This window comes from Streptomyces sp. NPDC058401 (assembly GCF_042722885.1).
Taxonomy (GTDB): Bacteria; Actinomycetota; Actinomycetes; order Streptomycetales; family Streptomycetaceae; genus Streptomyces.
Genome location: NZ_JBHXKA010000142.1, coordinates 1 through 20,319, shown reverse-complemented (window position 1 = coordinate 20,319; position 20,319 = coordinate 1). Strand labels below are relative to the sequence as shown.

General features: G+C 70.0%; 23 protein-coding genes. 18 read left to right on the top strand and 5 right to left on the bottom strand.

Features of this window, described 5'->3' with window-relative positions:
- Positions 1-117 precede the first annotated feature (117 nt).
- The 5 genes from ACFWNV_RS33725 to ACFWNV_RS33705 form a co-directional block, all read right to left on the bottom strand.
- Positions 118-597, bottom strand: a complete 480-nt coding sequence (locus ACFWNV_RS33725) for a group II truncated hemoglobin (protein ID WP_383954443.1) — start codon at positions 595-597, stop codon at positions 118-120.
- A complete protein-coding gene (locus tag ACFWNV_RS33720; protein ID WP_383954441.1) occupies positions 594-923 on the bottom strand; it encodes a putative quinol monooxygenase in 330 nt (109 codons plus the stop codon). The genes ACFWNV_RS33725 and ACFWNV_RS33720 overlap by 4 nt, the downstream gene beginning before the upstream one ends.
- Positions 924-1,018: 95 nt before the next feature.
- A complete protein-coding gene (locus tag ACFWNV_RS33715; protein ID WP_274547905.1) occupies positions 1,019-1,516 on the bottom strand; it encodes a hypothetical protein in 498 nt (165 codons plus the stop codon).
- Between the two features lie 60 nt (positions 1,517-1,576).
- Positions 1,577-3,220, bottom strand: a complete 1,644-nt coding sequence (locus ACFWNV_RS33710) for an FAD-dependent oxidoreductase (RefSeq protein WP_383954445.1) — start codon at positions 3,218-3,220, stop codon at positions 1,577-1,579.
- Positions 3,221-3,351: 131 nt separating this feature from the next.
- A complete protein-coding gene (locus tag ACFWNV_RS33705) occupies positions 3,352-3,624 on the bottom strand; it encodes a UBP-type zinc finger domain-containing protein (RefSeq protein WP_383954439.1) in 273 nt (90 codons plus the stop codon).
- 305 nt (positions 3,625-3,929) lie between these two features.
- On the opposite strand from ACFWNV_RS33705, the gene ACFWNV_RS33700 reads away from it, so the two are divergent.
- The 18 genes from ACFWNV_RS33700 to ACFWNV_RS33615 all read left to right on the top strand — a co-directional run.
- Positions 3,930-4,754 (top strand): type 1 glutamine amidotransferase domain-containing protein, encoded by an 825-nt coding sequence (locus tag ACFWNV_RS33700; protein WP_383954437.1) that lies wholly within the window; start codon positions 3,930-3,932, stop codon positions 4,752-4,754.
- 53 nt (positions 4,755-4,807) lie between these two features.
- Positions 4,808-6,463 (top strand): thiamine pyrophosphate-binding protein, encoded by a 1,656-nt coding sequence (locus ACFWNV_RS33695; RefSeq protein WP_383954435.1) that lies wholly within the window; start codon positions 4,808-4,810, stop codon positions 6,461-6,463.
- 51 nt (positions 6,464-6,514) lie between these two features.
- The gene (locus ACFWNV_RS33690) at positions 6,515-6,946 is read left to right on the top strand and encodes a nuclear transport factor 2 family protein (protein WP_383954433.1); all 432 of its coding nucleotides are present in this window, start codon (positions 6,515-6,517) and stop codon (positions 6,944-6,946) included.
- A gap of 32 nt (positions 6,947-6,978) precedes the next feature.
- Positions 6,979-7,434: a nuclear transport factor 2 family protein gene (locus ACFWNV_RS33685; protein ID WP_383954431.1), complete on the top strand. Its 456-nt coding sequence runs from the start codon at positions 6,979-6,981 to the stop codon at positions 7,432-7,434.
- A gap of 13 nt (positions 7,435-7,447) precedes the next feature.
- Positions 7,448-7,819, top strand: coding sequence for a nuclear transport factor 2 family protein (locus ACFWNV_RS33680; RefSeq protein WP_383954429.1), 372 nt, complete (start codon positions 7,448-7,450; stop codon positions 7,817-7,819).
- A gap of 11 nt (positions 7,820-7,830) precedes the next feature.
- Complete coding sequence (locus ACFWNV_RS33675) at positions 7,831-9,435, top strand: GMC family oxidoreductase (RefSeq protein ID WP_383954427.1); 1,605 nt, start codon at positions 7,831-7,833, stop codon at positions 9,433-9,435.
- Entirely contained in the window at positions 9,428-10,075 is a 648-nt protein-coding gene (locus tag ACFWNV_RS33670) for a DJ-1/PfpI family protein (RefSeq protein ID WP_383954425.1), read from the top strand. Before ACFWNV_RS33675 ends, ACFWNV_RS33670 begins: the two co-directional genes overlap by 8 nt.
- Positions 10,075-10,539 (top strand): VOC family protein, encoded by a 465-nt coding sequence (locus ACFWNV_RS33665; RefSeq protein WP_383954423.1) that lies wholly within the window; start codon positions 10,075-10,077, stop codon positions 10,537-10,539. The genes ACFWNV_RS33670 and ACFWNV_RS33665 overlap by 1 nt, the downstream gene beginning before the upstream one ends.
- A 1-nt stretch (position 10,540) precedes the next feature.
- Positions 10,541-12,361 carry an AGE family epimerase/isomerase gene (locus tag ACFWNV_RS33660; protein WP_383954421.1) on the top strand — a complete coding sequence of 607 codons (1,821 nt, stop codon included), beginning with the start codon at positions 10,541-10,543 and terminating at the stop codon, positions 12,359-12,361.
- Between the two features lie 36 nt (positions 12,362-12,397).
- Positions 12,398-12,778 (top strand): STAS domain-containing protein, encoded by a 381-nt coding sequence (locus ACFWNV_RS33655; protein WP_383954419.1) that lies wholly within the window; start codon positions 12,398-12,400, stop codon positions 12,776-12,778.
- Positions 12,775-14,910, top strand: coding sequence for a glycogen debranching protein GlgX (glgX, locus tag ACFWNV_RS33650; protein ID WP_383954416.1), 2,136 nt, complete (start codon positions 12,775-12,777; stop codon positions 14,908-14,910). Before ACFWNV_RS33655 ends, glgX begins: the two co-directional genes overlap by 4 nt.
- A gap of 34 nt (positions 14,911-14,944) precedes the next feature.
- Positions 14,945-15,253 (top strand): STAS domain-containing protein, encoded by a 309-nt coding sequence (locus tag ACFWNV_RS33645; protein ID WP_383954414.1) that lies wholly within the window; start codon positions 14,945-14,947, stop codon positions 15,251-15,253.
- Between the two features lie 5 nt (positions 15,254-15,258).
- Positions 15,259-15,723, top strand: a complete 465-nt coding sequence (locus tag ACFWNV_RS33640) for an ATP-binding protein (protein WP_383954412.1) — start codon at positions 15,259-15,261, stop codon at positions 15,721-15,723.
- Positions 15,705-16,964, top strand: coding sequence for a PP2C family protein-serine/threonine phosphatase (locus tag ACFWNV_RS33635; protein ID WP_383954410.1), 1,260 nt, complete (start codon positions 15,705-15,707; stop codon positions 16,962-16,964). Before ACFWNV_RS33640 ends, ACFWNV_RS33635 begins: the two co-directional genes overlap by 19 nt.
- Positions 16,964-17,716 (top strand): AAA family ATPase, encoded by a 753-nt coding sequence (locus ACFWNV_RS33630; protein ID WP_383954408.1) that lies wholly within the window; start codon positions 16,964-16,966, stop codon positions 17,714-17,716. The genes ACFWNV_RS33635 and ACFWNV_RS33630 overlap by 1 nt, the downstream gene beginning before the upstream one ends.
- Positions 17,717-17,793: 77 nt before the next feature.
- Complete coding sequence (locus tag ACFWNV_RS33625) at positions 17,794-18,534, top strand: type 1 glutamine amidotransferase domain-containing protein (RefSeq protein ID WP_383954406.1); 741 nt, start codon at positions 17,794-17,796, stop codon at positions 18,532-18,534.
- A gap of 73 nt (positions 18,535-18,607) precedes the next feature.
- A complete protein-coding gene (locus ACFWNV_RS33620; protein ID WP_383954404.1) occupies positions 18,608-20,092 on the top strand; it encodes an aldehyde dehydrogenase family protein in 1,485 nt (494 codons plus the stop codon).
- Between the two features lie 38 nt (positions 20,093-20,130).
- On the top strand, positions 20,131-20,319 hold a 189-nt coding region (locus ACFWNV_RS33615), incomplete at its 3' end, for an NAD(P)-binding domain-containing protein (protein ID WP_383954402.1).

Below are 20,319 nucleotides of genomic sequence, written 5' to 3'. Positions count from 1 at the left end.
TCGCCGAATCCGGCCCGGGGCCGGCTGCCGGTGCTCCGCCCCGGACCCCGCGCCTCTAACGCCGGCGTGGCTGATTTTGCCACCGGCGGGGTCGGATGGCGCGGCGGGGCTGGGGTGTCAGGACTTCGGGATCCACGGTGGGGTCTGGCCCCAGGACCAGACCGGGATGTCGGCCGCGTCCACCGGGGGCGGGTTGGGGCCCGAGTAGATCAGGGCCATGCGGGTGCCCCATTCGATGTAGTACGCGAAGACGGCGCGGAACTCCGGGTCTGTGGGCAGGCCCACCTCGTCGGCGGTGTCCGCCAGCAGGTCCACCCAGCGGCGGCGCTGCTCTTCGGTGATGCCGCGGCCCAGGTGCTTGGTGGCCATGTGCTGGTGGCCGCCGTGGGACGCGGTGTACTGCTTCGGGCCGCCGAAGACCTCCGCCAGCCAGACCGCCACGTGCTGGGGGTGCTCGGAGTCCATGCCCGCGAAGACCGGGGCCAGGATCTCGTCCTGCAGGGCGTGCGCGTAGAAGACGTCCGTGAGGCGGTTCATCGCCTCTTCGCCGCCCATCCACTCGTAGATGCTGGGCGTGGTGTCGGGTGTGGTGCTCATGACGGGGTGGAAGCCTTTCCGGGGCCGGCCACCTTGGTGACGAGGTAGTGCTTCATTTCCTCGATGGCCGTGACGTACGGGCGGATCGCGCTGAAGAACGCGGGGAAGTGCTCGCCCTTGCGGAAGCCGTTCAGGTGGGCGTCGATCGAGGTCCAGCGGATGCGCAGGATGTAGCGCTCCGGCTCCTCCTCGTTGCGGGCGAGTTCGTAGTCGATGCACTCCGGCGAGGCGGCGAGGGCCTCGGAGGCCCTGACGTACGCGTCTTCGAAAGCCGGCTGATCGTCCAATGCGATCCGGTAACGGATGTATTCGACGGTGGTGGTCATGGTGCGGCCTCTCCCTGGGGTCGGGCGTTGATCGCCGGTGGTCCGTGCCGTGCAAGGCTTGCGCGATCTTCCGGGCGCGGGGAGATCTTTCGCCGTTATGACCCGGACTTCTGGGAGTCGGCGAGGTCCGGACCCTCGGCGCGGACCTGCTGGACCCGGTCCAGGGACTCGCGCAGGTCCGTCAGCCAGGTGTCGGTGTTGCGTCCGACCAGGCGGACGCACCAGGCCAGGGCGTCGGCGCGGCTGCGGGCGACGCCGCCCGCGACCAGGGTGTCGAGGACCTGGCGCTCGGGCTGGCGCAGGCGGGTCATGACGGGGACCGCGAGGTGGGTGAACAGGGTCCGCTCCTCACCCGACTGGGCGGCCCAGGACACCTTGCGGCGGTAGAGCTCCTCGGCCTCGCGGGCGACCTCCACGCGCTGTTCGCGGGTGCGCTCGCGGAAGGCCGCGACCGATTCGGTCGCGGGGATCTCGCCGACGACGGTGATCTCCTCCCGGTCGACCGTGACCGAGAGGAGCGACTCGTAGACGTCCACCGGCAGCCGCTCGGCGAACCAGGAGCGGAGCTGCTCGTTCTGCTCGGATGTAATCATGTAATCAACGGTGCGTCCGGGCCGGGCTTGATCGCAAGTGCGCCGGCCCGGTGTTCGCTCTCAGCCCATCGAGCGGTAACGGTGGATCAGGGAGACCGCCATGGCCCCCTCGCCCACGCCCGAGGCGACGCGTTTGACCGAGTGGGCCCGTACGTCCCCCGCCGCGAAGACCCCGGGGACGCTGGTCTCCAGCGGGTACGGGGCACGCTCCAGGCTCCATTCCTCCGGCAGCTCGCCGCCGTTGGAGATCAGGTCCGAGCCGGTGAGCACGAAGCCGTACTCGTCCCGCTCCACCACCCCGGCCAGCCAGTCCGTGTGCGGGCGGGCGCCGATGAAGGTGAACATGAAGCGGGCCGGGACCTCCTTGTCCTCGCCGGTCTCGGAGTTGTGCAGGGTCAGGCGTTCGAGGTGGTCATCGCCGTGCAGGCGGACGACCGTCGTGCGGACCCGCACCTCCACGTTGGGGGTGCGCTCGATCTCGTCGATCAGGTAGCGGGACATGCTGTCGTCCAGCGAGGCCGCACGGACCAGGATCGTGACCCGGGCGGCGTACTTGGCGAAGTGCACGGCGGCCTGGCCGGCCGAGTTGGCCCCGCCCACGATGAACACGTGCTGCGAGATGCACGCCGAGCTCTCCGTGGTCGCGGCGCCGTAGTAGAGCCCGGCGCCCTCGAAGCGGTCGGCGCCCGGGGCGTCCAGGCGGTTGTAGGAGACCCCGGTCGCCAGGAGCACCGTCTCCGCGCTGATCTCCGTGCCGTCCGCCAGGGTCAGGATCTTCGCCGGGTCGTCGCGGGTCAGCGAGGTCACCTCCACCGGGTGCAGGATCTCGGCTCCGAAGCGGGAGGCCTGGATGGTGGCCCGGCGGGTCAGGTCGCCGCCGGAGAGGCCCGAGGGGAAGCCGAGGTAGTTCTCGATCAGGCTGGAGGTGCCGGCCTGGCCGCCCGGTGCGCGGGAGTCCAGCATGAGCGTGGACAGGCCCTCGGAGGCCGAGTAGACCCCGGCCGCGAGACCCGCCGGGCCCGCGCCGACGATGACGCACTCGTAGTGCGGGCGCGAGGCGGTGGTGGCCAGCCCCAGCCGCTGGGCGAGCTGCGTGTCCGTCGGCGCGGAGAGCACCGAACCGTCCGGGAAGCGGACCAGGGGCAGCGCGGCGTCGGGCTGGGCGGCGGCGATCACGGTCAGGGCCTCGGGGTCCCGCTCGACGTTCAGGAAGCGGAAGGGCTGGCCGTTGCGGGTGAAGAAGTCCCGGACGGCGTGGGTGCCGGGGGAGACCAGGTGACCCGCGACGATGATCCCGTCGTACGCCGGACGGTAGGTGGCGAGCCAGTCGGAGAGCAGGTCGTCCAGGACCGGGAAGAGCCGCTCGTGCGGCGGGTCCCAGGGCTTGAGCAGGTAGTAGTCCAGGCGGACCCGGTTGATGGCGGTGATCGCCGCGTCCGTCTCGGCGTACGCGGTGAGGAGCACGCGGCGGGCGTCGGGGAAGCGGCTGACGGCCTCCAGCAGGAACTCGACCCCGGTGACGTCCGGCATCCGCTGGTCGACGAGGAAGAGCGCCGGATCGTGGCCGCGCTCGTCGAGGGAGTCAAGGATCTTGAGGGCGTCGGCGGCCGAGGAGGCGCCGAGCACCCGGTAGCGGTCCCCGTACGCGCTGCGCAGGTCGCGGCGGACGGCGCGCAGCACCTGCGGGTCGTCGTCCACGGCCAGGATGACGGGCTTGCGGTTCTCCGCGCGCGCCGCGGCTTCGGCGGTCGCGGTGGCGGTGCTCGTGGGCGCGTGGCTCGTGGACGCGGTCCGCGGGGGCGTCGTGCCCGCGGCGGCGCTCTCCGGGGCCGCGTTCACGCCGGGTCCAGCATCAGCTTGTCGGCGTAGCACCAGGCCCAGTCCTCGCCGGGCTCGTGGGAGGCCGCGATGGGGTGCTCGGTGGCCCCGTAGTGCCTGGTGGCGTGACGGTTCTTCGAGGAATCGCAGCAGCCGACGTGCCCGCAGCTCAGGCACATCCGCAGGTGCACCCAGGTGTCACCGGAGACGAGGCACTCCTCGCAGCCCTCGGTACCGGGTTTCACCGGACGTATCGACTCGATGTGGGTGCACAACAGGTCCATCGTCATCGTCCCCGTCCCTCTCTCGCGTTCCCGCTCTCGCGTTCTCGCGCGTTTCGCGCCCGTGAGATGCGGCGCACCCGTGATTCACGGCGCGTCCAGACCATAAGGCGGGGCCCCGGCGGCGGTTCAGGGATTCGGCCGAAGTCAGGTAGTCCGGAAGCTACTTCATGACATCGCCGGACGACTTCCTGAGGTGCCCCCACGACCTGGCCGACTACCTCACGAAGTCGCATGCCAGCGCTTTGACGGGAACCCCGGGCGCGGCCAGTGTGGGGGACGCCAACGACAACAGGCGGCGCCTGGAGGAATCCGTGAGCAGAAAGATTCTGGTCATTGTCTCCGAACACGGTTACTGGGCCGAAGAACTGATCGGCCCCGTATCCCAGTTCGACGAGCAGGGCTATGAAGTCGTATTCGCCACGCCGACCGGGAAGCGTGCCCACGCGCTCCCGCCGAGCCTCGACGCGAACTACATCGATCCTCCGCTGGGACGCTCGGTCACCACCGAGGAGAACGCCCGGCTGGGCCGGGAGTTCGAGCAGTCGAGCCGGCTCGACTCCCCGCTCGACATCGAAGCGTGGGCCCCCGAGCGCCCGTACACGAGCGACTCGGCCTATCTGCCCAAGCTGGAGCAGTACCACCGCGATCTGGACAAGCTCCAGGCCGACATCGCGGGTTTCGACGCGGTGCTCATCGTGGGCGGCAGCGGTCCCATCGTCGACCTCGCCAACAACGAGCGCGTGCACGCCCTGATCCTCGCCTTCAAGAACGCGGGCAAGGTCGTCGCGGCCGAGTGCTACGGAGTCGCCTGCCTGGCCTTCGCCCGGGACTGGGGCGACCGCCGCAGCATCATCTGGGGCAAGCACGTGACCGGCCACTGCAAGGAGTACGACTACAAGGACGGCACCGGATTCCTCGGTACCGATTTCAACATGGGGCCGCCGCCGTATCCGCTGGAGTACATCCTGCGCGATGCGACCGGGCCGCGCGGCGCTTACATCGGGAACTTCGGCCATCCCCTTTCGGTCATCGTCGACTTCCCCTTCGTGACCGGCCGTTCGACCCCCGACTCATATCTCACGGGGCAGAAGATCGTGGAAGTCCTGGAGAACGGTCTCACCCGGTACGGCTGGTAATTCCGGTAACTCCGGCAATCCGGAACGACGGTACGCAAAGGAGGGGGAGTTCGATGAGTTCTGGAGCCACTCCCGGACGGGAAAGGCTGATCGACCAGTTCAAGGCCGACGGGCTGAACGTCATGTTCGGAAATCCGGGGACGGTGGAACAGGGATTCCTCGACGCGGTCGACGCGGCGGAGGACTTCCACTACGTCCTCGCCCTCCAGGAGACGGTGGCCGCCGGGATCGCCGACGGCTACGCCCGTGCCACCGGCGGGGCGGCGCTGCTCCAGCTCCACTCCGGGGTGGGGCTGGGCAACGGCATCGGCATGCTCTACCAGTCGCTGCGCGGCCACACCCCGCTCGTCGTGGTCGCCGGCGACGCCGGGGTCCGCTACGACGCCATGGACGCGCAGATGGCCTGCGACCTGGTGGCCATGGCGAAGCCGGTGACCAAGTACGCGACCCGGGTCACCGACCGGCACTCCGTACTGCGCACGATCCGCCGGGCGGTGAAGATCGCCCTGACCCCGCCGCGCGGCCCGGTGTTCGTGGCGCTGCCGATGGACGTGCTGGACGAGCTCAACTCCGAGCTCGTGCTGCCCGCCACGGTGCCCCTCACGGACGTGGCCCCCTCGCCCGCCTCGGTGGGGCGGGCGGCCGCGCTGCTGGCCTCCGCCGAGCGGCCGGTCGTCCTCGTCGGGGACGGGGTCGCCCTCTCCGGGGCGCAGCGCGAACTCGTCGCCGTCGCCGAACTGCTCGGCGCCGACGTGTACGAGGTCGACTCCTCCGAGGTGAACATCGCGGCCTCGCACCCGCTGCGCCGCGGACAGACGGGCCACATGTTCGGCCCGCACAGCAAGGAGCTGATCGGGAACGCGGACGGGGTGCTGATCGTCGGCACCTACGTCTTCCCCGAGGTGTTCCCGGAGCTGGAGAGCCCCTTCCGGCCCGGCGCGCGGGTCGTGCACATCGACCTGAACGCCTACGAGATCGCCAAGAACCATCCGGTGGACCTCGGGCTCGCCGCCGATCCCCGGCAGGCGCTGCACGCGCTGGCCGGCGTACTGGAACAGGTGCTCACCACCGGGCAGCGGGCGGCGGCGGCCGGCCGGCTGGACGCGCGGACCCGGGAGCGGGTGCGGACGGACCAGGCGGAGCGGGAGGCCCGGGAGGCGGACGGTTCGCCGATGGCCGTCTTCCTGCGCACCCTGGCCGAGCGCACCGGCGGGGACCTGATCGTCTTCGACGAGGCGCTGACCACCTCCCCGCTGGTCACCCGCTACCTGCCGCCGGAGCGGCCGGGCGACTACCACCTCACCCGGGGCGGCTCGCTGGGCGTGGGCTTCCCGGGCGCGGTCGGCGTCAAGCTGGCCCGGCCGGAGCGGCTCGTCGTCGGCTTCGCCGGCGACGGCGGCTCGATGTACACCTACCAGGCGCTGTGGACCGCGGCCCGGCACGGCATCGAGGCCAAGTTCGTGGTCTGCAACAACCGCAAGTACCGGCTGCTGGACGACAACATCGCCCAGTACTGGCGGGAGCGGGAGATTGCGCAGCACGGCTTCCCGGGCTCCTTCGACCTCTCGCACCCCGAGATCGACTTCGCCGCCCTGGCCCGGTCGCTCGGAGCGGGCGGGATGCGGGTGGAGAAGCCCGACGAGGCGATCGCCGCCGTGGGCCGGATGCTCGCCCACCCCGGGCCGTTCCTGGTCGACGTACAGATCTGACGCAGCACGACCGCCATCCCACACGCGCACGGACAGACAGGAGGAGACCGCATGCCCGCCGAGCGGCTGACCGAGGACGCGATCCGCGCCTTCACCGAGAAGTGGTACGTGGCCCTGGACCAGCACGTCCAGCCGGACGAGGTGCTGGCCCTGATCACCGAGGACCTGGAGTTCAAGGTCCCGGAGGACACCTTCCTCGGCCACCAGGGCTTCGGCCGCTGGTACGAGGCGGTCACGAACCGCTTCTTCGACGAGGTGCACACGGTCACGAAGGTGGAGCCCGTCATCGAGGGCGACCGGGCGATCGTCCGGGTCCTCGTCAACTGGCAGGCCAAGATCTGGGACCCGCCGGCCGCCCGCAGCGTGTGGCTGGGCTTCGACGCCGACCAGACCTGGACCGTGGTGGCCGGCCCCGACGGGCCGCTGATCCGGCAGTACACCGTCAACGAACTGGCGCCCATGCCCGGTTCCGCCTCCCTCTGATCGCCGAACTGATCGCCGAAGGAGAAGCGACGATGACCGAAGTGACACGGGAACGGGTCGAGGCGGCCTACCGCGCCCTCGGCTCCGGCGACCGGGCCAGGATCCTGGAGTACTACGCGGAGGACCTGCGCTGGCAGGTCCCCGGCAACCACCCGCTCGCCGGCTGGTACGAGAGCCTGGACGCCTTCCTGGAGCTGATGGGCCAGACCCACAAGCTCACGGGCGGCACCTTCCGCATGGACATCGAAGCGGTCCTCGTCGGCGAGGACTGCAGCGCCGACGTCTGCCGCAACGTCGCCGTGCGCGGCGGCGCCGACGAGTCGAGCGGCTCCCCGTACGAGCGGATGGACTACCCGGTCTTCCACTTCATGCGCTGGCGGGGCGGCCGGATCGTCGAGGGCCACGACGGCCTGTTCGGCGACAACGCCACCGCCTTCAGCCAGTTCTGGGCGCCCTTCGCGCCCGACGGAACCCGCAGGGACCAGTAGGGGGTTGAGCGCCATGGACGCGCGGCAGATCTTGCAGAAGTACTACGAGTACGCCAACGCCGGTGACTGGGACAGCTGGTGCGACCTGTTCGCCGAGGACCAGGTCATGGACGAGCAGCTCGCCGGCCACATCGAGGGCCTGGAGACGCTGCGGTCGATGATGAAGGGCATGGGGACCATGTACCGGGTCTTCCGCAACGAGCCCGTGCACTTCCTCGTCGACGGGGAGAAGGCCGCGGCCGTCTCCCACCTGACCGCGGTCACCCCCTCCGGGGAGGAGATCGAGGCCGAGGTCATGAACTTCTTCCGGATCGTGGACGGAAGGATCGCCTACATGGCGAACTACCACGACACGGTCCCCTTCCAGGTCCTCGGCCAGGGCTGAGGGGGCGCGCGATGGCCGTGGATGAGTACGACTACATCGTCGTGGGATCCGGCACCGCCGGCAGCGTCCTCGCGAACCGCCTCTCCGAGGACCCGGACGTCACCGTCCTGGTCCTGGAGGCGGGAGCGGGCCGCATCCCTCCCGAGGTGGACGATCCGTCCTCCTGGTACAAGCTGCTCGGCGGGCCCGTCGACTGGGGCTACACCAGCGTCCCGCAGCCCGGCCTGGACGGCCGCCGCACGTACGAACCGCGCGGCAAGGCCCCCGGCGGCAGCAGCAACCTCTACATCATGATGCACATCCGGGGCCACGCCTCGGACTTCGACAACTGGGCCTACCAGGGCGCGGCCGGCTGGGCGCACGAGGACGTACTGCCCTACTTCTCGCTGCTGGAGGGCCAGGAGGACGCCACCGCGCCGACCACCGGCACCCGCGGGCCGCAGCGGATCACCCACGCCGGGCGGCACGGCCCCAACCCGGTCTCCCGGGCCTTCATCGACGCCGCCGTAGAGCTCGGGCACGAGGAGATCGCCGACTTCAACACCGACGGGCCGCGGCGCGGGCTCTTCGGCACCGGCTGGCACCACATCGACGTGGCCGACGGCCGCCGCCAGGGCGTCCTGGCCGCCTATCTGGAGCCGGCCCTCGACCGCTCCAACCTGACCCTGCGCACCAGTGCGCAGAGCACCCGGCTGCTCTTCGACGGGGACACCTGCACGGGCGTCGAGTACGTCCAGCTCCAGGCCCCCGCCCAGATCCCCGGCCGGACCGTGCGCGACGGGCACAGCACCGCCTCCGCGCCCGGGCCGCACACCGTACGGGCCCGCCGGGAGGTGATCGTGGCCGCCGGGGCGATCGAATCGCCGAAGCTGCTGCTGCTCTCCGGGATCGGGCACCCCGAGCAGCTGCGCGAGCACGGCATCGCGACGGTGGCGGAGCTGCCCGGGGTCGGCGAGAACTTCCACAACCACGTACTGACCGGGCTGATGGCCGAGGTCACCCAGGAACTACCGCCGCCCGCACAGAACTTGTCGGAGAGCGCGCTGTTCCTCTCCTCCCGGCCCGGACTGCCGGCGCCCGACCTGCAGATCGCCTTCGTCCACGTGCCGTTCGACGTGATCGTCGGCCAGGACCACCCGAACACCGTGTCGATCCTGCCCGGTGTCGTGCGTCCCGTCTCGCGGGGCTGGATCAGGCTGGCGAGCGCCGATCCGCTGGCCCACCCGCTGATCCACCCCAACTACCTGGGCGACCGCTGGGACTTGGAGCGGATGGTCCAGGGCGTCAAGACCGCCCGGGAGCTCTTCGCCACCTCCGCCTTCTCGCCCTGGTACAAGCAGGAGCTCCAGCCCGGACCGGGCTACGTGTCCGACGAGGACCTGCGCACCTTCGTGAAGCAGAAGTCGGAGAGCTACCACCACCAGGCCGGCTCCTGCCGGATGGGCATCGACGACCTCTCCGTCGTCGACCCGGAACTGCGGGTGCACGGCGTACGGAACCTGCGCGTCGTCGACGCGAGCGTGATGCCCGCCGTCCCGTCGGGCAACTGCCACACCGCCATCGCGATGATCGCCGAGCGCGCGGCGGACTTCCTGAAGGGGGTGTCCCGTGCCTGACGTGGTCCTGCGCGAAGGCGCGCTGACCGGAACCCGGATCGCGGTCCTGGTCGAGAGCGACTTCTACGAGCCCGAGATCTTCTACTACGGCCACCGGTTCGCAGAGGAGGGCGCCGAGGTCGACTTCCTGACCCGGCTGTGGGGCAACGACTCCATCACCTTCTCCGGGCACGAGTACCGGGCGCCGTTCACCGCGACCCAGTCCCTGGAGGGGCTGAGCGACGAGGACCTGCGGCGCTACTCGGCGATCATCGTGCCCTCGGGCATGGTGGCCGACCGGCTGCGCTACACCGAGGACGTGGACGTACTGGCCCCGGCGACGGAGCTGCTGCGCCGGGCCTTCGAGGAGCCGACGGTCCTCAAGGGGATCATCTGCCACGGCATGTGGCTGGCCGCCTCGATCCCGGACAAGGTGCGCGGCCGCAAGGTCGTCTGCCACAACAACCTCATCGGCGACGTCCGGAACATGGGCGGCGAGTACGTGGACGAGGACGTGGTGGTCGACGGCGACCTGGTCACCGGCCGCACCGGGGCCCACCACCACCTGTTCGCCCGCCGGATCATCGAGCTGATCGCCGCCGACCGGGGCGCGCGGGGCGCTCGCGGCGCAGGGGGCGCGGGCGCGCGGGGCACGGCCTGATGGCCCCGATGGTCTGGTCGCACGTGGGCCTGAACTGCGCCGACCAGAAGACCACCGAGGAGTTCTACACCCGGTACTTCGGCTTCACCCGGGCCCGGGTGGTCGACCTCGGGGACGCACAGATCGTCTTCCTCCGGCAGGGGGACGTGTACCTGGAGCTCTTCGCGGCGGGTACCGAGCGGGCCGGCCCGGCCCAGCACGACGGGCCCGCGGAGGCGGGCCGGATGCGCCACCTGGCCTTCCAGACCGAGAGCGTGGACGGGTTCCTGGCCACGCTCGGCGATGCGGCCGAAGTGACCCTGGGGCCGCTGGACTTCGACGATTTCATCTGCGGGTGGCGGACCGTGTGGGTCCGCGATCCCGACGGGGTGATCGTCGAGGTCAGCCAGGGATTCGAGGACGAGCACGACGAGCACGGCCACGACGAGCACGGCCACGACCACGAAGACAAGGACGGTGTATGACATGGCGGACGCCGTGAGCTTCTCCTTCTCCGACACGATCGCCGGCTACGTCGGCCGCTTCGACTCCGGGTCCCGGCTGCTGAGGCTGAAGACCTCGGACGGCCGCGAGTTCGACGTCTCGCTCGCCGGGGACCCCAGCGCCGAGCTGGTCCGCAACCTGGACGAGCCGTACATCGACGCCTCCGGGCACATCGACGAGATGCTCTCGCCGGGACGGTTCCTCTACGTCTACGGGGTGCACTACCCCGAGCTGGGCGGCCGCTTCGAGGCCAAGCGCCTGGTGTTCCTGGGCCGCGGGGCCGAGGACTACCGCTTCGAGGAGCCCAGCTGGTGGATCAAGCAGATCGAATCGCTGGCCGACTTCTACAAGCGGGCGCAGTTCGGCGACGGGCCGGTGGACTTCACCGAGTACCGCACCGAGGTCCGGCTCGGCGGAGACAAGACCGCCAGTCATGTCCAGGAGACCGACACGATCTCCCGGCTGGTCTACGGCATGGCCTCGGCCTACCTGCTGACCGGCAAGGACGAGTACCTGGAGGTCGCCGAGCGCGGCACCGAGTACCTGCGCAAGCACATGCGCGTCGTGGACAGCGAGGAGGACGTGGTCTTCTGGTACCACGGCATCAGCGTCGACGGGGACAGCGAACGCAAGCTGTTCACCTCGGAGTTCTCCGACGACTACGACGCGATCCCGATGTACGAGCAGATCTACGCGCTGGCCGGCCCGATCCAGACCTACCGGGTCACCGGCGACATCCGGATCAAGAACGACGCGGACGCCACCATCCGGCTGTTCGACAAGTTCTTCAAGGACCCGGAGCAGGGCGGCTACTACTCGCACATCGACCCGATCCTCTTCAGCGCCGACCACGAGTCCCTCGGGGAGAACGCGGAGCGCAAGAACTGGAACTCGGTCGGCGACCACGCGCCCGCGTACCTGATCAACCTGTACCTGGCGACCGGGGAGCAGCGCTACGCGGACTTCCTGGAGTACACCTTCGACACGATCGCGGACAAGTTCCCGGACTACAAGAACAGCCCCTTCGTGCAGGAGCGCTTCTTCCGCGACTGGTCCCACGACACCGCGCACAGCTGGCAGCAGAACCGCGCGGTCGTCGGCCACAACCTCAAGATCGCCTGGAACCTGATGCGGATGAACTCGCTGAAGGCCAAGCCGGCCTACGAGGAGCTCGCCCGCAAGATCGGCGAGATCATGCCGGCCGTCGGCAGCGACGTGCAGCGCGGCGGCTGGTACGACGTGGTCGAGCGGGTCAAGTCCGGGGACGAGGAGACGTATCGTTTCGCCTGGCACGACCGCAAGGCCTGGTGGCAGCAGGAGCAGGCGATCCTCGCCTACCTCATCCTGAACGGCACCGTCGGCGGCGACGCGAACCTGCGCGAGGCCCGGCAGGCGCAGTCCTTCTACAACACCTTCTTCCTCGACCACGACGAGGGAGCCGTCTACTTCAACGTGCTCGCGAGCGGGACCCCGTACCTGCTCGGGACCGAGCGGCTCAAGGGCAGCCACTCGATGTCCATGTACCACTCGGCGGAGCTCTGCTACCTGTCCGCCGTCTACAACAACCTGCTCATCAACGGCCGGGAGATGGACTTCCACTTCCAGCCCGACCCGACGAACCTGCCCGACCGCGTGCTGCGCGTCTCGCCCGACCTGCTCCCCGCCGGCTCGGTGCGGATCGCGTCCGTCGAGATCGACGAGAAGCCGTACACGGACTTCGACGCCGACGGACTCACCGTCCGGCTGCCCGACGTCCAGGGCCGGGTCAAGGTCAAGGTCCGGCTCCGCCCGACCGCCCAGTAGCGCTCAACGGGGGCGCCCCACCCAGAGGGGAAAGCAATGACCCTGAACGTGAAGGAACGCCGCAACAAAGCGGGAACCGTGCTCGTCGCCATCGGCGAGATCAACAGCGAGACCTCCGGAGCGCTGCTGCAGACGCTGCTGCCGCTCGTCCGCGAGGGCAGGCCGCTGCGCATCGACCTGACGGCCGTCACCTACGTCTCCAGCGCCGGGCTGCGCACCCTGCTCGTCGTCTACCGCGAGGCCCAGCACGCCGGGGTCGCCGTCACCCTCTACGGGGTGAGCGAGGAAGTCCGGTTCGTCATGTCGGCCACCGGCTTCCTCGACTTCTTCTCCACGGGCGAGGCGGAGGCGGCCGCCTCCAAGGCCGCCGCCAGAGCGGCCGCCAAGCCGGCCGTCCAGGCACGGGCCGCGCGATGAGCCAGCCGGTCTCCGAACAGGTGCTGCGCGTCGACGCGTACCCGACCCACGAGGTGGGCGGGTACCGCGTCCGGGCCGGGAAGCCGTTCCCCTTCGGGGCCAACGTGGTCCCCGGCGGGGTCAGCTTCTCCGTCTTCTCCGACCAGGCCACCTCCATGACCCTGGTCATCTACAAGCGCGGCGAGGCCGAGCCGATGGCCGAACTGGAGTTCCCCAAGGAATTCCGCACCGGCAGCGTCTTCGCCATGACGGTCTTCGGCCTCGACCACGAGAACATCGAGTACGGCTACCGGGCCGACGGACCCTACGACCCCGTCACCGGCCACCGCTTCGACGCCCGCCAGGTGCTCTCCGACCCCTACGCCCGGCTGATCGCCGGCCGCGACGTGTGGGGCGTGGAGCCGGACCGCAGCCGCGGCTACCAGTACCGCTCCCGCGTCTGCCTCCAGGACTTCGACTGGGGTGACGACACCCCGCTGGGCACGCCCGCCGAGGACCTCGTCGTCTACGAGACCCACGTGCGCGGCTTCACTCGCCACCCCTCCTCCGGAGTCACGGCCCCCGGCACCTTCGCCGGGCTGCGGGAGAAGATCCCGTACCTGAAGGAGCTCGGGATCAACTGCATCGAGCTGCTGCCGGTGTTCGAGTTCGACGAGAGCGACAACATGCGCTCCAACCCGGAGACGGGCGAGCAGCTCTTCGACTACTGGGGCTACAACACCGTCTCCTTCTTCGCCCCCAAGGCCGGCTACGCGGCCACCGGACGCTACGGCATGCAGGGCGACGAGTTCCGCACCCTGATCAAGGACCTGCACGCGGCCGGCATCGAGGTCATCCTCGACGTCGTCTTCAACCACACCGCCGAGGGCAACGAGCTGGGCCCGACGATCTCCTTCAAGGGGCTCGACAACGCCACGTACTACATGCTCACGCCCGAGGGGTACTACTTCAACTTCAGCGGCACCGGCAACACCGTCAACTGCAACCACCCCGTCGTGCGCAACTTCGTCCTCGACTGCCTGCGCCACTGGGTCGCCGACTACCACATCGACGGGTTCCGCTTCGACCTCGCGGCCATCCTCGGCCGCTCCGCGGACGGCACCCCGCTGCCCAACCCGCCGCTGCTGGAACTGCTCGCCTACGACCCGGTGCTGCGGCACACCAAGCTCATCGCCGAGGCCTGGGACGCCGGCGGCCTCTACGAGGTCGGCAACTTCCCGGCGTACGGCCGCTGGGCGGAGTGGAACGGCAAGTACCGCGACACCGTGCGCAGCTTCCTCAAGGGCGACCCCGGGGTCACCGGAGAACTCGCCACCCGGCTCGCCGGCTCGCCCGACCTCTACTCGACCCGCGGGACCTCGGCCTCGGTCAACTTCCTGACCGCGCACGACGGTTTCAGCCTGGCCGACCTGGTCTCCTACAACGACAAGCACAACGAGGCCAACGGCGAGGGCAACAACGACGGCGGCAACGACAACGCGAGCTGGAACTGCGGGGCCGAGGGACCGACCGAGGATCCCGAGGTCAACGCGCTGCGGCTGCGCCAGATGAAGAACGCCCTGGCCATCCTCTTCACCAGCCAGGGCATCCCGATGCTGCTGTCCGGCGACGAGGTGGCGCGCACGCAGCAGGGCAACAACAACACGTACTGCCAGGACAACGAACTGTCCTGGTTCGACTGGAGCCAGGTCGACGAGAACTCCGAACTGCTGCGGTTCACGCGGGAGATGATTGCCTTCCGCAAGCGCCACCGCGAACTGCGCTCCACGCTCCACCCCACCGGACAGCTCCGGGACAGCCTCGGACTGCCCGACATCAGCTGGCACGGGGAACGGGCCTGGCAGCCCGATTGGTCGGCCGAGAGCCGGCTGCTGGCGGTCGCCCGCTGCGGCACCGGTGACGACGACGTGGTGTACGTGGCCATGAACTCCCACTGGGAGGCGCACGACCTGGAACTGCCCGCCCTCCCGGGCGGCCGCAGCTGGCACCTCTTCGCGGACACCGGGGCCGAGGCCCCGTACGACATCCGCACCCCCGGCGCCGAGATCGAACTGGAGAACGCCGGGAAGTACCTGATCGGTCCGCGCTCCGTCGTGATCCTGGTCGGCCGCACACCCGACGCCGAGCTCTAGCCCGGCCCAGCCCACGCACCGAAGGAGACCTGACATGCCGCTTTCCGTGTCCCTGAGCATCGAGGGCGACACCACCGTGATCGAGCTGGAAGGCGAACTGGACGCCAAGACCGCGCCGGACTTCCACCAGACCATCGAGAAGGCCGCCGGCCACGGCACCAGCACCGTCGAGATCCGCATGGCCGGCGTCGGCTACATGGCCAGCGCCGGACTGCGCTCCCTGGTCTTCGCCCAGCAGAAGGTGGGGGAGCACGTCACCATCAAGGTGGTCGGCGCCATCGAGCCCGTCTCCCGGACCATCCGGACGGCGGGACTCGACCGCAGCATCGTGCTCTCCGACTGACCGCAATGGACGAGGCGGTCAAGACGGCGCGGATGTCCGCCGAGCTGGAAGTGCCCGCCACACTGGGGGCCCTGGGCGACATCGCCGCGCTCGTCCTGCGGCTGGCCGGGAGCGCGGGACTGGGCAAGGGCGCCTCGTACCGGATCCGGCTGGCGGTGGACGAACTGGCCACCAACATCGTGATGCACGGGTACCGGGGCGGCGACGGACGGATCACCGTCCGGGGCCGCTCCGGGCAGGGCCGGGTACGGATCTCCCTGGAGGACCGCGCCCCGGCCTTCGACCCGGTCGGGGGGCGACTGCCGCCCGAACCGCAGACCGCTCCCGAGCGGCGGCGGATCGGCGGACTCGGCATCCACCTCGCACTGACCAGCGTGGACGAGTTCGACTACGTACGCAGGGACGGCCGCAACATCAGCACGCTGACTGTGATGGCTGAGGGGACGGACCCATGCCCTCCACGACCGTGATCATCCTCGACGAGTACCCGCCACCACCCCTCGAACTCCTCGGAGCACTGGAGGAGATGGGAGCGGAACTCGTACCGCGCACACTGGCCGAACTGCTGGCCGGCCCACTGGAGGAGCTGCCCGAAGCGGACGTACTGCTCGCCCCGGCCCAGGCCGACGGAGAGTCCGTACGGACCGCCGTGCGCCGGCTGCGCCGCTGGGCCGGGGCCCCCATCGTGGTCGTCTGGACCGTGACGGAGTTCGCGGCCCTGGAGGAACACGTCCGGATCGGCCACGACTACCTCGTACCACCCTTCCTGCCCGCCCTCGTCGGGGCCCGGCTGCACAGCTGCTCGGAGCGCGCCGGACTCGGCCGCACCCTGCGCGAAGCCGATGCCCGCGCCGAACTGATGGGCTACGAAAAGGAGTTGGAGATCGGCCGGGAGATCCAGGCCGGTTTCCTGCCGGAATCGCTGCCGGTCCCCGACGGCTGGGAGATCGACGTGTGCTTCCGGCCCGCCCGGCAGGTCGCCGGGGACTTCTACGACGTCTTCGAACTCTCCCGCGGCCGGCGCCTGGCCTTCGTCGTCGCCGACGTCTGCGACAAGGGGGTGGGGGCCGCGCTCTTCATGGCGCTCATCCGCTCCCTGCTGCGGCACACCGCCGAGAACAGCGGCCTCCAGCACCTGGTGGCCGCCGGCCGCACCGGCAACAGCCGGCGCATCCCCGTGGTGGGCGCCACGCCGCTGCTCAACGCCGTCACCGCCACCAACGGCTACCTGACCCGCAACCACCTGCGACAGGGCTACTTCGCCACCCTCTTCTTCGGGGTGCTCGACCCGCTCACCGGATCCCTCGTCTACATCAACGGCGGCCACAACCCGCCGCTGCTGCTGGACGCGGACGGCGGCGAACCACGCACGCTGGAGGTCACCGGCCCCGCCGTCGGGGTGCTCCCGGACTGTGTGTACACGCTCGGCTACGCCCAGTTGAACCCGGGCGACACGCTCTTCGTGTTCACCGACGGAGTGCCCGAGGCGCGCTGCCCCAGCGGCGGCTTCTTCGGCGACGAACGGATGCTGCAGCTGCTGTCCGGCCCCCCGGTCAGCGGCAGGGAGGTGGTCGACCGGATGGACACGGCCGTACGCGAACACACCGGAACAGCCGAACAGCACGACGACGTCACCATGCTGGCCCTGCACCGGCCACGCGCGGCGCGGGGGCCGCACGCGGGAGGCGCCGATCGCCAGGTCGTGGCCTGATGACCCTGACCATCGTGGTGCACTCGTACCGCGGCGGTACCGGAAAGTCCTCGGTGCTGGCGAACCTGGCCCTGCTCCTCGCGGCCGAGGGGCGCCGGGTGGGGGTGATCGACACGGACATCCAGTCACCCACCCTGGACCTGCTCTTCCGGCTCGGCCCCGGCCCCTCGCTCGCCGACTACCTGCTCGGCCGCTGCGAGATCGAGGCCGCCGCCCAGGAGGTCGCCACGAGCTGCGGCCGCAGCCTGTACGTCGTACCGGCGCGGACCGGGACGGCGGCCCTGCGGGAGCTCATGACCACCGGCTACGACGTGGGGCTGCTGCCCGAGGGCTTCGACCGGCTGGCCCTGCACCACACCCTGGACGTGCTGCTGCTCGACACCCATGCCGGGCTCAACAACGAGTCGGTCACCGCCATGGCCAGCGCCGACGTCCTGCTGATCATGGCCCGGGCCGACCGGATCGACCTCCTCGGCGTCGAGGAGACCATCGCCCTGACCGGCCGCCTCGCGTGCCGGCGGACCCTGGTGATGAGCATGGCGCCCGAGGGCATCGACCGGCAGGCAGCCCGGCGGCGGGCCGAGGAGGTCTACCGCACGCCCCTGGCCGGAATCCTGCCCTACGTTCCGGAAATGGCCGCCCTCTACGGGGAACGCATATTCTCCGAAGCCCATCCCGACCACCCCCTGGTCGGTGAATTCCGCACCATCATCTCGGCGTTGGACGCACGTGACGAAGTATCACGTGCCTGACGTCTCCCCCTTACGCCCCTAGCGGGGGGCGTGTTGAATCGGCAGCGAATCGCGCAGCCAGATGAAGGAGAAGAGTCATGAAGATTCTCGTCGTCATGACGGCCAAGGCCACGCTCCATCTGCTGGACGGGGAACAACACCCCTCGGGTTTCTGGGCCGAGGAATTCGCCGTTCCCTACACCCTCTTCAAGAACGCGGGCCACACCGTGGACGTGGCGACGATCGCGGGCGGGACGCCGACGGTCGACGCGACCAGCATCGACCCCCAGTTCCTCCAGTGGGTCCGCCCCCAGGGCTCCGCCGACACCGACACGGCCAGCGCCGCGGAGTACACCCGCGTCATCGAGACCACCCCGCAGCTGAGAAACCCGATCGCCCTGGAGAGCCTGGGCGAGAAGGACATCGCCGACTACGACGGGATCTACATCAGCGGCGGCCACGGGGCCATCGGCGACCTGCCCAAGTCCGACGAGCTCGCGCAGATCCTGCGCTGGGCCATCGCCCAGGACAAGCCCCTGGCCACCGTCTGCCACGGGCACACCGCCCTGCTGGCCCTGCGCGACGGCGAGGGCCAGTGGCCCTTCGCGGGCTACCGGATGACCGCCTTCTCGCACAGCGAGGAGCTGGTCACCAACATGGCCGGCCGCCTCCCGCTGATCCTGGAGGCCGAACTCACCCGGCTCGGGGCCCGCTACGAGAAGGCCGACGCGATCTGGGACTCGCACGTGGTGGTGGACCGCAAGCTCACCACCGGCCAGAACCCCTACTCCTCCAAGGCCCTCGCGGAGACGTTCTTACGTCAGCTCGCGCAGGGCTAGTCGCAGGGGGTGTCTCTCGGGCACCCCCCGGCGCCCTGCCCCTCGTACCCGAAACCGGAAGGCAGCCACAGCCATGACCAAGCGCGCGCTCAGCGACCAGCCCTTGGCCAACCCCGGGAAACTGTTCATCGGCGGCACCTGGGTCGAGGCCCGGGACGGCCGTACCGAACCGGACATCAGCCCCGTGGACGGCCAGGAGATCGTGCCGGTGGCCCAGGCGGCCGCCGCGGACGCGGACGCGGCCGTGGCCGCCGCCCGTACGGCGTACGAGGAAGGTCCCTGGAGCAGACTCTCCGCCCAGGAACGCGCGCTGCGGCTGAACCGGGTCGGGGAGCTCATCGAGCGCGACCTGGAGGAGATCGCCCTGCTGGAGACGGTGGACATGGGCAAGCCGTTCGCCTTCTCCTCCACGGTCGACGCCCCCATGGCCGCCCAGCTCATGCACTACTACGCCGGCGCCGTGACCCGGGTCGACGGCTCCTCCCGGGCCCCGGCCGGCGGGCAGCTCGCCTACACCCTGCGCGAACCGCTGGGCGTGGTCTGCGCCATCACCCCCTTCAACTTCCCGCTTCTCCTGTCGATGACGAAGATCGCCCCGGCCCTCGCGGCCGGGAACACGGTCGTCCACAAGCCCTCGCCCGCCACCCCGCTCACCGCCCTGAAGATCGCCGAGCTGTTCCAGGAGGCGGAGATCCCGGACGGGGTGCTGAACGTCATCACCGGTCCGGGCGTGGAACTGGGGGAGACCCTCACCGGCCACCCCGGCATCGACAAGATCGCCTTCACCGGGTCCACCTCCGTGGGCCAGTCGATCATCCGCAAGGCGGCCGGCACCCTGAAGAAGGTGACGATGGAGCTCGGCGGCAAGTCCGCCAACATCGTCTTCGCCGACGCCGACCTCGACGCCGCCGAGGAACTCGCCTTCTTCGGCATCTACTACAACAAGGGCGAGATCTGCACCGCAGGCTCCCGGCTGCTGCTCCACCGCCCGATCCACGACGAGATGGTCGAACGGCTCGTGGCCCGCGCGGCCGCCCTGCTGCCCGGAGACCCGCGCGACCCCGCCACCCTCTTCGGACCGCTCGCCCACCGCGCCCAGTTCGACAAGGTCAGCTCGTACATCGAGGTCGGCGAGAAGGAAGGCGCCGTCCTGCGCACCGGCGGCACCGGCTGGACCCCCGAAGGGGCCTCGTCCGAAGGCCTGTACTTCCTGCCGACCATCTTCACCGGCGTCGACAACGGGATGCGGATCGCCCAGGAGGAGATCTTCGGACCTGTCCTGTCGATCATCCCCTTCGACACCGAGGAGGACGCCGTGCGCATCGCCAACGACAGCGCGTACGGCCTCGCCGCCGGAGTCCACACCAAGGACCTGCGGCGCGCCCACCGGGTCGCCTCGCAGATCAAGGCCGGCACGGTCTGGGTCAATTGCTACAACCAGTACGACCCGTCCGTGCCCTACGGCGGCTACAAGGCCTCCGGCTACGGGCGCGAGTGCGGCCCCGAGTCCCTGGAGAGCTACACCCAGACCAAGTCGGTCTGGATCGGCATGGACTGACGTCCCCCGCTCGCACTGAGACCACCCGAGGAGCCCTCATGCGGATCGGCATCATCGGAACGGGCCGGATCGGATCGACCCTGGCCAGGATCCTCGTGGCGGCGGACCACCAGGTCGTGCTCGCCAACGCCCGCGGCCCGCAGAGCCTCACGGCCCTGCTCGCCGAACTGGGCCCCGCGGCCCCGGCGGGGGAACCCCCCCCGGCCCCGGCCCCGGACGCACGGCAC